This window comes from Candidatus Pelagibacter sp. PS_44, assembly GCF_059417735.1.
In genome coordinates, this window is the sequence record NZ_CM182063.1 from 321,850 (window position 1) to 333,659 (window position 11,810).

The 11,810-nt window shown below is 30.5% G+C and carries 15 protein-coding genes; 12 read left to right on the forward strand and 3 right to left on the reverse strand.

Going from position 1 to position 11,810, the window contains the following annotated elements:
• Nucleotides 1-28: 28 nt before the first annotated feature.
• The 10 genes from AC5SLO_RS01715 to AC5SLO_RS01760 all read left to right on the forward strand — a co-directional run bounded on the left by AC5SLO_RS01715 (nt 29) and on the right by AC5SLO_RS01760 (nt 7,839).
• Complete coding sequence (locus tag AC5SLO_RS01715; protein ID WP_494573485.1) at nt 29-904, forward strand: carbohydrate ABC transporter permease; 876 nt, start codon at nt 29-31, stop codon at nt 902-904.
• Nucleotides 894-1,751 (forward strand): carbohydrate ABC transporter permease, encoded by an 858-nt coding sequence (locus AC5SLO_RS01720; protein WP_494573486.1) that lies wholly within the window; start codon nt 894-896, stop codon nt 1,749-1,751. The genes AC5SLO_RS01715 and AC5SLO_RS01720 overlap by 11 nt, the downstream gene beginning before the upstream one ends.
• 1 nt (nt 1,752) lies before the next feature.
• On the forward strand, nt 1,753-2,862 hold the full coding sequence (locus AC5SLO_RS01725; protein ID WP_494573487.1) for an ABC transporter ATP-binding protein: 1,110 nt from the start codon (nt 1,753-1,755) through the stop codon (nt 2,860-2,862).
• Nucleotides 2,863-2,879: 17 nt separating this feature from the next.
• The gene (locus tag AC5SLO_RS01730; RefSeq protein ID WP_494573488.1) at nt 2,880-3,749 is read left to right on the forward strand and encodes an NAD(P)-dependent oxidoreductase; all 870 of its coding nucleotides are present in this window, start codon (nt 2,880-2,882) and stop codon (nt 3,747-3,749) included.
• Between the two features lies 1 nt (nt 3,750).
• Nucleotides 3,751-4,593: a fumarylacetoacetate hydrolase family protein gene (locus AC5SLO_RS01735; protein WP_494573489.1), complete on the forward strand. Its 843-nt coding sequence runs from the start codon at nt 3,751-3,753 to the stop codon at nt 4,591-4,593.
• A gap of 6 nt (nt 4,594-4,599) precedes the next feature.
• The gene (locus AC5SLO_RS01740; protein ID WP_494573490.1) at nt 4,600-5,307 is read left to right on the forward strand and encodes a cytochrome c biogenesis CcdA family protein; all 708 of its coding nucleotides are present in this window, start codon (nt 4,600-4,602) and stop codon (nt 5,305-5,307) included.
• Nucleotides 5,308-5,330: 23 nt separating this feature from the next.
• Nucleotides 5,331-5,915, forward strand: a complete 585-nt coding sequence (locus tag AC5SLO_RS01745; RefSeq protein ID WP_494573491.1) for an FMN-dependent NADH-azoreductase — start codon at nt 5,331-5,333, stop codon at nt 5,913-5,915.
• Nucleotides 5,912-6,718, forward strand: coding sequence for an inositol monophosphatase family protein (locus AC5SLO_RS01750; protein ID WP_494573492.1), 807 nt, complete (start codon nt 5,912-5,914; stop codon nt 6,716-6,718). The genes AC5SLO_RS01745 and AC5SLO_RS01750 overlap by 4 nt, the downstream gene beginning before the upstream one ends.
• Nucleotides 6,719-7,279: a DUF924 family protein gene (locus tag AC5SLO_RS01755; RefSeq protein ID WP_494573493.1), complete on the forward strand. Its 561-nt coding sequence runs from the start codon at nt 6,719-6,721 to the stop codon at nt 7,277-7,279.
• A 215-nt stretch (nt 7,280-7,494) separates the two neighbouring features.
• The gene (locus AC5SLO_RS01760; RefSeq protein ID WP_494573494.1) at nt 7,495-7,839 is read left to right on the forward strand and encodes a DUF952 domain-containing protein; all 345 of its coding nucleotides are present in this window, start codon (nt 7,495-7,497) and stop codon (nt 7,837-7,839) included.
• Nucleotides 7,840-8,143: 304 nt separating this feature from the next.
• Here the strand turns inward: AC5SLO_RS01760 and AC5SLO_RS01765 are convergent, their stop codons facing one another.
• From AC5SLO_RS01765 to epsC, 3 genes are all read right to left on the reverse strand, one after another.
• On the reverse strand, nt 8,144-8,476 hold the full coding sequence (locus tag AC5SLO_RS01765) for a DMT family transporter (protein WP_494573495.1): 333 nt from the start codon (nt 8,474-8,476) through the stop codon (nt 8,144-8,146).
• Between the two features lie 96 nt (nt 8,477-8,572).
• Nucleotides 8,573-9,574 carry a cysteine synthase A gene (locus AC5SLO_RS01770; RefSeq protein ID WP_494573496.1) on the reverse strand — a complete coding sequence of 334 codons (1,002 nt, stop codon included), beginning with the start codon at nt 9,572-9,574 and terminating at the stop codon, nt 8,573-8,575.
• Entirely contained in the window at nt 9,574-10,152 is a 579-nt protein-coding gene (gene epsC / locus AC5SLO_RS01775) for a serine O-acetyltransferase EpsC (protein ID WP_494573497.1), read from the reverse strand. The genes AC5SLO_RS01770 and epsC overlap by 1 nt, the downstream gene beginning before the upstream one ends.
• Before the next feature lie 75 nt (nt 10,153-10,227).
• On the opposite strand from epsC, the gene AC5SLO_RS01780 reads away from it, so the two are divergent.
• Together AC5SLO_RS01780 and AC5SLO_RS01785 are read left to right on the forward strand one after the other, a co-directional pair.
• Nucleotides 10,228-10,638 (forward strand): VOC family protein, encoded by a 411-nt coding sequence (locus tag AC5SLO_RS01780; RefSeq protein WP_494573498.1) that lies wholly within the window; start codon nt 10,228-10,230, stop codon nt 10,636-10,638.
• 171 nt (nt 10,639-10,809) lie between these two features.
• Nucleotides 10,810-11,772: an ABC transporter substrate-binding protein gene (locus tag AC5SLO_RS01785; protein ID WP_494573499.1), complete on the forward strand. Its 963-nt coding sequence runs from the start codon at nt 10,810-10,812 to the stop codon at nt 11,770-11,772.
• Nucleotides 11,773-11,810 lie beyond the last annotated feature (38 nt).

Genomic DNA, 11,810 nt, shown 5'->3' on the forward strand with positions numbered 1-11,810 from the left:
ACTTAGTAGCGCAGATTACTTATTTATAATGTATTGGTTAAAAAAAAATTTACCTAAAATTGTAGTAGCACCATCTTTTGCGGTAGTGCTTTGGTTTGTGTATGGTTTTATTGGATGGACTTTATATATATCATTTACAAAATCAAAACTATTACCTAATTATGAATTTTGGGGAATTCACCAATATGTTCGCTTATGGCAAATGCCTCGTTGGCATATAGCTGTTGAGAATTTATTTATTTTTACAACTTTATTTATTATTTTATGTATTTTCATTGGTGTTATCCTTTCAATATTTTTAGATCAAAAAATTAGATCTGAAGGAGTTATAAAAACTATTTATCTGTACCCAATGGCATTATCTTTTATTGTTACAGGTACTGCTTGGAAGTGGATTTTAAACCCTACAATGGGAATTGAAAAATTTGCACATCAAATAGGATTTGAAAATTTTCAATTTGATTGGTTGGTTACCCCAGGAATGTCTATTTACACAATTGTAATTGCAGGAGTTTGGCAATCATCAGGATTTATAATGGCTATTTTTTTAGCAGGCTTAAGATCTATAGATGATGAAGTTATTAAAGCTGCAAAAGTAGATGGTGCTAGCACTTTTTCAATTTATATAAAAATTGTTTTACCGATGATGAGACCAGTTTTTATGAGTGCAATTGTAATTTTAGTTCATTTATCAATTAAAAGTTATGACTTGGTAATTGCCTTAACTGCTGGTGGCCCAGGAATTTCTTCAGATATGCCAGCAGTATTTATGACAAAAATGGCTTTTGGCAGAAGTGAGGTTGGTTTAGCATCTGCAAGCGCAATCATGATGTTTGCAACTGTTTCAGCAATAATCGTACCATATCTTTATTCAGAATTAAGAAGGGAGCAAGATGCTAAATAAAAAAAAAGTATCACGTATTTTTCTTTTTTTAGTTTTAGGAATATTTGTCTTTTATTATATTACCCCTTTGTATGTAATGATTGTTACTTCATTAAAGACAATGAACGAAATAAGAGAAGGTAACCTTTTTAGTTTGCCAAACAGTATTAATTTTGAATCATGGAAAATTGCATGGGCTGGTAGAGGTGAAGGAACTAGCGATGTTTTTTTAAAACCATATTTTTTTAATTCACTTAAAATAGCTATACCTGCTCTAATAATTTCAACATTTCTAGGAGCTCTAAATGGATATGCTTTAACAAAATGGAAATTTAAAGGTGCAAATTTAATATTTTTACTATTTCTTTTTGGCACATTTATTCCTTATCAAGCAATACTTCTTCCCATGGCTAGAACCTTGGGTTTTCTTGGAATATCAAATTCCCCATTTGGTTTAATACTTGTTCACACCGTGTACGGCTTAGGGTTCACGACTTTGTTTTTTAGAAACTATTATGTTTCAATTTCAGATGAGATTATTAGAGCTGCTAAAGTTGATGGAGCAGGTTTTTTTAAAATTTTTTTTAAAATATTGTTACCTGTATCATTACCAATCTTAGTAGTGACAATTATTTTTCAATTTACACAAATTTGGAATGATTTTTTGTTTGGTGTGACTTTTTCCTTTGGTGAAAATGCACCGCTACAAGTAGCGTTAAACAATATGGTATTAACATCGGCTTCTGTAAAATATTATAATGTTGATATGGCAGCAGCAATTATGGCTGCATTACCCACACTAATAATATATGTGTTAGCAGGCAATTATTTTATTAAAGGACTAACAGCAGGTTCAGTGAAAGGATAACATGGCAACGTTAAATATTAATAATTTAGAAAAAAGATTTAAACAAACAGAGGTTTTAAAGGGAATAAACTTAAACGTTGAAGAAGGTGACTTTCTTGTATTATTAGGCCCATCTGGTTGTGGAAAATCTACGTTGCTAAATACTATTGCTGGTCTTGAAGAATCTAGTGCAGGCGAAATATTAATAGACAACCAAATAGTAAACAACATGGAGCCTAGTGAGCGAGATATAGCTTTTGTGTTTCAGTCTTATGCTCTTTATCCAGCAATGAGCGTCAAAGATAATATTACATTTGGTTTAAAACAAAGAAAAATTTCCAAAGAAAAAATTGATCAATCGTTAAGCAAAATAGCAGAATTGCTTAAGATTACTGAATTGTTAAATAGAAAACCAGCGCAACTATCTGGAGGACAAAGGCAAAGAGTAGCCATGGGCAGAGCATTAGTTAGAGAGCCTAAAATCTTTTTGTTTGATGAGCCACTTTCAAATCTAGATGCAAAACTTAGGATTGAGATGCGTAGAGAAATTAAGAAACTACATAAGAATTTAAAAACAACTATGGTTTATGTAACACATGATCAAACTGAAGCTATGAGCTTGGGAACAAAAATTGCAATAATGAATAATGGTAAAATTGAACAATTTGATACTCCAAAAAATATTTATAATAAACCTAGTAGTGTGTTTGTTGCTGACTTTGTAGGCTCTCCGTCAATGAATTTTATTAAAGGCTCTTTGACATCAAATAATAAATTGATTTCATTCTTACCAGATAATGCAAGTGAAAATGAGACTATAAATTTTAATCACAATAAAGAATTACAAAATAATTCTGCAGCTTTATTCGGTATAAGACCAGAACATATTTTTTTAAAAAAAACTCATGCTGCTAGAGTGGCAAAAGATGAAAATTTTGCTGAAATTAAAGTTAAAACCGAATTACATGAATATATTGGTCATGAACAAATAATTACTTTTAGTTATTTGGGGCAGGAACTATTGGGTAAATTTGCATCTTCTATAGATGTTGAGATTGATAAAGAAATGACACTGTTTATTGATTTAAATAATATTTCTATTTTTGATAAAGATACCAAACAGAGAATATAAGCTATATAATCAATATAATGAAAAGTATTGGGTTTATTGGAATCGGACTCATGGGTTTTCCCATGGCAAAAAACCTTCTTAAATCAGGGTATAATTTAAAAGCCTATAATAGATCTCAAGATAAAGCAGATAGATTAAAAGAATTTGGAGCAGAAATATCCCTATCCGTTAAGGACGTTGTTACTAATGCAGATGTAGTTATTACAATGCTTACAGACGATGCTGCAGTTGAGAAAGTAATGAGTAGTGATGAATTTATATCTAATATTAAAGAAGGAGCTACTGTTATTGATATGAGTTCGGTTAATCCAGTTTTGACCATTAAGTATTCAAAAAAATTAAAAGAAAAAAAAATAAATTATTTAGATGCCCCAGTTTCAGGTGGAACAATAGGAGCTGAAGAAGCAACTTTAGCTATAATGGTTGGTGGTGATGAAGAAACGTTTAAAAATTGCTACGAGCTTCTAAAAAAAATGGGTAACCCTACATTAGTTGGCCCAGTATCATCAGGTCAAATATCTAAATTAGCTAATCAAATTATTGTAGGCGTTACTATTGGAGCAGTTGCAGAAGCAATTACATTATGTGAAAAATCAGGAACCAATCCTAATAAAATGATTGAAGCTTTATCAGGAGGTTGGGCTGATAGCAAAATACTGCAAACGCACGGAAAAAGAATGATTGATAAAGATTTTACACCAAAAGGAAAAACAACAACACAACTAAAAGATATGACTAATATTGTTAATGCAGGAAAGGCTGTAGAGACTCATTTGCCTATTTCGAGCCTAATAAAAGAAATGTATAAAGACTTAGTAGCTGATGGACATGGAAATACTGATCATAGCTCTTTATACAATGCTATTGAAAAAATAAATAAAAAATAGAATGAAATTATTAAGAATAGGAAAAATTGGCCAGGAAGTTCCAGCAGCTATAGATAAAAATGGAAAATTTAGAAATTTATCATCAATTATCAAAGATTTAAATCCAGAAAATATTAATTTTGAAACTCTCGATAAATTAAAGAAAATAAATTTAGAAAATCTAGAAGAGATAGATCGAAGTGGAAGAATAGGATCTTGTATTACTCAACCAGGAAATTTTTTTGCTATTGGATTGAATTATACTGAGCATGCAAAAGAAACTGGGGCAAAGCCACCAGAGCATCCAGTATTATTTAATAAATCTGTTCATTCAATTATAGGACCAAATGACAATGTAATTATACCTAAGAACTCAAAGAAACTAGACCATGAAGTTGAAATTGCTTTTGTAATAGGAAAAAAAGCAAAAAGAGTTTTAGAAAAAGATGCACAAGATTATATTTTTGGATACTGCATTTGTAACGATATAAGTGAGAGAGAGTGGCAAAAAGAAAAAGGCGGTCAATGGGTTAAAGGAAAATCTGGCGATACCTTTGGACCTTTAGGCCCATATTTAGTGACAAAAGATGAGATAGAAGATGTTAATAACTTGAGTTTAACGCTAGATGTTAATGGTAATAGACATCAAACAGGAAATACAAGCCAGATGATTTTTAATTTTAATTTTTTAATTGCTCATATTACTAGTTTTATAACATTAATGCCTGGTGATATAGTGACAACAGGAACACCACCGGGTGTGGGTCTTGGAATGACACCACCTATTTTTTTAAAAGATGGAGATGAAATGGAACTTTCGGTCGATAATCTTGGAAAACAAAATATTAAGGTTATAAAAGAATAATTTGATATGATAGAATTAGTCGTTGCGCTAGGAGCAGGTCTTATTAGTTTTTTATCACCTTGTGTTTTACCTTTAATACCTGGTTATGTTTCTTTTGTTACTGGAAGTTCATTAAATGAAATTTTAGAAAATAAAAGAATTAATTTATTGCCGTTAATAATTTTTTCACTTGGCTTCTCTTTTGTTTTTATTATTTTTGGAGCTACTGCATCCTTTTTAGGGCAAATTCTTTTACAAAATTCACAAATCCTAAGACTTATTGCTGGAAGTATAATAGTTATTTTCTCACTTCAATTGATTGGTATTTTAAATATTAAATTTCTTAATATTGAGAAGAAATTTTATACAAAAAAATCAAATAATATATTCTTTGTATTTATTATAGGAATGGCATTTGGTTTTGGATGGACACCTTGCATAGGACCTATTTTAGGATCAATACTTGCTTTAGCTTCAACAGAGGAAACAATTTATAGAGCAATTATACTTTTAAGCTTTTACTCTTTAGGACTTGCGATACCTTTTGTTTTATCAGGGTATTTGATGCAAAGGTTTCTGTTATTTTCAAAGAATTTTAAAAAAAATATTAATTTAGTAACTAAAGGGGGTGGCATAATACTTTTAATAACTGGGGTTCTAATTTTAACAAACCAATTGCAAATTTTAGGCTACTATATTTTAAACTACTTACCCTTTTTGCAAAACTTCGGTTAATAGGTTAATAACAATCTATACTTATGAAAATTTATCAAATTGACTCAAGTGCCAGAAAAGAAGGATCAAGTTCAAGAGCATTAGCAAAAAAATTATTAGATAAAATCAAAAAACCAGGTGATGAAGTAATTTATAGAGATTTAGATGATGATATGCTTTTTGTTAGTGGTTTAACTGAGTCTGGAATGAAAATCGCAGAAAAAGACCAAACTGAAGAGCATAAAAAAATGTTCGAACTATCAGATAAACTTGTAAGTGAATTAAAAGAAAGTGATATCATTATAATTTCAGCACCAATTTATAATTATGGCCCTCCAGCAACTCTTAAAGCTTGGTGTGACTTAGCAGCAAGAATTGGTGAGACTTTCAGGTTTAAACCTAATGGGAGAAGAGAGGGATTACTTAAAAATAAACAAGCTTATTTAGTAATTACTTCAGGTGGAACTAAATTAAATAGCTCAGAGGATTTTTTAACCCCATGGTTAAAATTTATATTAAATTTCTTTGGAATTGAAAAAGTTGAAGTAATAAGTGCTGATCAGATGGCGTTAGATTATGAAAAATCAATTAAAGAAGCTGAAAGTCAAATTGAGAACATAACACAATGAGCTTATTAAGTGTGAACGAGTACAAATTATATTCAAACTTTTTAAATACTTTAGCAAAAGACTTAAATAAATTTTATTATTCAAAACTCAATAAAACTTTTGCCATATCTAACAAACTAAAAGGCAAAGGGTACGATCCTGTTACAACATCTGATAAAGCATTTGAAAAATTTATCAGATTAAAAATTAAAAAAAAATTTCCAAATCATCAAGTTATAGGTGAAGAGTTTGGTCACAAAAAATCAACTAGTGATTTTACATGGGTGATAGACCCGATTGATGGGACAAGATCATTTGTAATAGGTAACCCAACTTGGAGTAATTTAATATCTCTTAATTTTAAAGGTGTACCAGTTGTGGGTTTAGCAAATTTCCCGATATTAAATAAATATTATTTAAACTTTGATAATAAAAATTCTTTTGTTTTTGAAAAAGGTAAAAAAAGAAAAATTTCTGTTTCAAAAAAAATACTATTTAGTCAGATTAAAGTATCAGGAGCATTTCATGGAGCAGTCTCTCTTAAGCAGCAAAGTAGAATTCCAAAAGTTTTAAAATTAATGCAATTTCCAACTGCAGATGCGTTAAGCTACTCTCATTTATGTGAGGGAAAAATTGATGTTGTTTTTCAAGCTAATAATAAAATTTGGGATATTCACCCATTGATGCCAATTATAAAAGCTTCAGGAGGAATTGTTACAACTTGGGATAATAGAAATGCAGTTAATGCTGGAAATATTTTAGTTTCAGCTAATCAATCTATTCATAATAAAATGCTTAAACTTTTAAAACCTATTTCAAAATAAATGCATACAAGAGCTAAAAAAATATTAGATTTTTGGTTTAAAGAAACCTCACCAAAAAAAAGATTTCAAAAACATAAAGATTTTGATGCACTAATAAAAAATAATTTTTTAAAAGATTATGAACTGGCAGGTTCCAATGAGTATGATGATTGGCAAGATAGCCCCCTTGGTTCATTAGCTTTAGTTATTTTATTTGACCAATTTTCAAGAAATATGTTTAGAGATGACCCAAAAGCCTTTAGCCAAGATCATAAAGCAAGGTTAATAGTTAATGATTCTGTTTATGCAGGATTTTTAGATGAAATGGAACAAGACCAAAGATTTTTTATGTTATTGCCACTTATTCATAGTGAAGAAATAACCGACCATGATATGGCCTACTATTTACTCGATAAATATTTAAAAGATCATCCAGACTTAGTTTCTATAAAAAAATTTTGGAAAGATCACACATTAGCAATTAAGAAATTTCATCGATACCCTCACCGAAACATAGTATTAGGAAGAAAATCTACTCCTGAAGAGATAGAGTTTTTAAGTCAACCGAACTCTTCCTGGTAAACATTCATTAAGTGAACAGGTAAAATAAGATATTCAATATTATCATACCTATAATGATAATATATCGTTTTAATATTTTGATGTGCCGTCTATAAAGAATTTAAGAATTCAAAAATTAACATTATCTTCTCCCTCTATTAGGTAGTTAATATAAACTTCCCCGCAAGGGGAAGTTTCTTATTGTCATCATCCTCACTGAATAATATAAATTTTAAATGAACTTTAAGTTTGTTTATAAAATATGCACTAAATCTGAGTGGCAAGAAGTTAAAAATATAGGTCAATTAACAGGTTCTAAAAAAGATTTAGAAGATGGCTTTATTCACTTTTCAGGTGATGACCAAGTTGCAGGAACTCTTAAAAAATTTTACCAAAATCAAAATGATTTAATTTTATTAAAGGTTGATACTTTAAAGTTAGATCATTTAGTTTGGGAACAAGCATCAGACGGAACTATGTTTCCCCATTTATATTCACCACTTGATTTATCTAATGTTGTAGAAGAATTTGAAATTTCTTTGAAGGATGATGGTTCTCACGTATTACCAGATAATTTCTAAGGGGGACACCCTTTCGGAAACTCCAAAAGAGTTCCCCTATAATTTAGCGATTTACGCAAAATCCATAATAATGGACTTATTTTTTGTTTTCTTATTAACTTTGATTATTAAATCACACCAGCTAAGTGTCAGGTGGTGATAAATTCATAATCGCACCTCCTTTGTTGATATATTCAATATAACATTTTAAAAAACTTCATTCAAAATATTTATTTAAATATATTTATTGAATACAACCTGACTTAAGAATAGAGTCTCGATAATTTAATAAACTCTTCCATAATATTTTTTACTAAATCATTGTTTAATTATTTCCAAGCAAGTTAACCATTAACACACCTATTATAATTAAACCTAAACCAATCATTGAATAAAGATTTGGTATTTGATTAAATCTTATGACGCCAACAATTACTGTTGAAATAATTGTTAATCCTGCAAATGATGCATAGGTAATTCCCATTGGAATATTTTTCATCACCATAGACAAAGCATACATGCATGAAACAATTGTAATTGCGGTAATAATACTTGGAAAGAGAAGGGTAAAACCTTCTGCACTTTTTGCAAAACTATTTGAGGTTACTCCAAGAATAACTGCTAGGAGTAGAAATCCATATGAAGTAGCAAGACTCATTCCTTAACATTAAATGAAATCTTGCTAAATATATATAATTATTTAGGTAATTTAGTTGCCCCTGTTTCAAGTGAAATCATTTTTCCATCTTGATATTTAAAGCCAATTAGGGAAAGGCAAGCCTTTTTCTTCAAGAAATTTTTTATTAAACATTTTTGTAGAATATTTATCACTTCTGTCACAAAGAATGGTCACAACAGTTTTTCCAGGCCCCAATTCTTTACCTAATCTTATTGCTCCTGCTATATTAATTCCACAGCTAGTCCCAAGACTTAGTCCTTCATTTTGAATTAGATCATAAAGAATAGGTAATGCTTCATGGTCATCAATAGAATAGGCATCATCTATTTTAGCATTTTCAAAATTCTTTGTTATTCTACTTGAGCCAATTCCTTCAGTAATTGAGCCACCCTCAGATTTTAATTCACCATTTTTAATATAATTATAAAGAGCAGAACCTTTAGGGTCAGATAAAAATATTTTAATATCTTTATTTTTTTCTTTAAGAGCATTACTTACTCCAGAAATTGTTCCACCTGTTCCAGATGAACATACAAAACCATCAACCTTACCTTTTGTTTGTTTCCAAATTTCTTGTCCTGTTCCCTCGTAATGGCCTTTTGCATTTGCAGTATTGTCAAATTGATTAGCCCAGATAACTCCATTATTGTTTGATGGTCTAAGCTCATCAGCAAGTCTAGCTGCAATTTTTACAAAGTTATTGTCATCTTTGTAGGGTTTTGGAGCAACCAATCTTAGTTCTGCACCTAAATTTCTAAGTAAATCTTTTTTTTCTTGAGTTTGATTATCATTCATTACGATAATTGTTTTGTATCCTAATGAATTTCCTAAAAGTCCTAAGCCAATTCCAGTATTGCCAGCTGTACCCTCAACAACGATTCCACCTTTTGAAATTAATTTTTTTTCTTGAGCGTCTTTAATTAAAGCAAGGGCCGCTCTGTCTTTAACTGATCCACCTGGATTTAAAAATTCAGCCTTACCATAAATATTGCACCCTGTAATTTCTGATGCTGCTTTTAATTTTATTAAAGGAGTATTACCAATTCCTGAAATAAAATCATTTTGAATGTTGCTCATTAATCTGATTTTGTATCACTATCTGGAGTAATACCATAAGGTTTGAATTCACTATCAGCGATACCAACATTTTTCGCAGGTATGCCAACCATTACAGCTTTTTCTGGAACATCTTTTGTAATCACTGCATTAGCACCAATCTTTGCGCATCTTCCAACTCTAACAGGACCTAATACTTGCGCACCTGAGCCAATTACAACTTCATCTTCAATTGTTGGATGTCTCTTTATATTACGCTGATCCTTTGAATTAATACTTGGAGCAATTCCACCTAGTGTTACCATATGATAGATAGTGACGTTATCACCAATTTCAGAAGTTTCTCCAATCACAACTCCCATACCATGATCAATAAATAAATTTTTTCCAATTTTTGCTTTTGGATGAATTTCAATACCAGTTAAGAATCTTGAAAATTGTGAAATAATTCTAGCAATTAAATCAAATTTAGCAGTACTAAAAAAATTAGCAATTCTGTGAAAAAAAACTGCTTTAACTCCAGGATAAGTTAATATTAAACTTAATTTTGATTTTGCAGCAGGGTCTCTGTCTATTATAGATTGTAAAAATTTTTCCATTTTATCTTTTTGCTAGATTGACTTAAAAGCGATCTTTATATAGTCATTATATCTAGTAATTAAAGAGAAAAAAATATGTACAAAAATACCAACTGTTTTCACCTAGCAATACCTTGCGGTGACTTAGAAGTTGCAAAAAAGTTTTACAACGAAGCTTTAGGCTGCAGATTAGATAATTCAGCTCAAGAATGGGCTGATGTTGATTTTTGGGGAAATGAATTAACCCTTCACGCAAGTGCTCATAAATTAGAAAACGAAAGACACGATGTTGATATGGGAAATGTTTCTGTCCCACACTTTGGTGTTCATTTATCAAGAAAAGATTTTGATGCTCTTAAACAAAGATTAAAAGATAATGGTACTAAATATTACGATGAACCTTATTTAAGATTTAAGGGTACTAAATATGAGCAAGAAACTTTCTTTGTAAAAGATCCTAACGAAAACATTTTAGAAATTAAAACTCTTACAAGTAATCCTGAATAACTGTTAAATAACAGCTTATCTTCAAACAAAAACTATCTGAATCAGTCATAATTGATTTTGATAAATTTGTAAAATATAGGCCAGTTATATATATTTTTTATATCTTTATTTCCTTTGACACACTTTGTTCATTCGCGTTAGACTTATTTTTTAAATTAATAGGAGAAAATAATGAAAATAATTAAAACTACACTTGTAGCTGGTTTGATTTCTTTATTTGCTACTTTTTCAACATTTGCTGAGAAAGTAAAAATTGGAGATCCAGGTTGGACAGGTGCAACAGCTATTGCAAATTTATTAGCAGCAGTTGTTAATGATAAAATGGGTGGAGAAGCAGAATTAGTTCCAGGGAACAATACTGCTATCTACGCAGCAATTGATAGAAGTAAAGGTGAAATAGAAGTTCACCCAGATATCTGGCTACCTAATCAACAGGCTTATACTAACGATCTAGTTCCTAAAGGAACTCTTAAGTTAAGTTCAAAGCCGTATGAGGGAAACCAAGGATATTGTGTGTCTCAACAATTTGCTAAAAAAATGAATATTACAGCAATTGAAGACTTAGCTAGACCAGAAGTTGTTAAAGCAATGGACAGCGACGGAAATGGAAAAGGAGAGTTTTGGATTGGTGCTGATGGATGGGCTTCAGCAAATGTAAACCAAGTTAAACTTAGAGATTACGGTTTATATGATGCTGGTATTGAAGGCATAAGAGCAGCAGAAGCTGTTAAAAATGCAAGAGTGCTTGATTCAATTAAAAAAGGTGAGGGCTATGCATTTTATTGTTACAAGCCACATGCAATTTGGGGAATGGCAGATGTTGTAATGTTAACAGAACCAAAGTTTGATGAAGCTAAATATAAAATGGTTCAACCCAAAGAAGATGCTGACTGGTACAAAAAATCTTATGTTGCATCAAAAGATGCTCTTAAACAAATTCAAATTGGTTGGGGAACTTCATTAGAAGCTAAATCACCAGCTATTGTTGAATTTTTTAAGAACTTTCAATTGTCAGCAGATGATGTTTCATTAATGGCCTATCAAATTTCAGTTGAAAAAAAAGATCCAGCTGCTGTTGCTAGAACATGGATGAAAAATAATAAGTCCAAAGTTGACGGTTGGTTAGGACTTTAGTTTAAATTAAATTTTTACCTGGCAACTAAAAAGTTGCC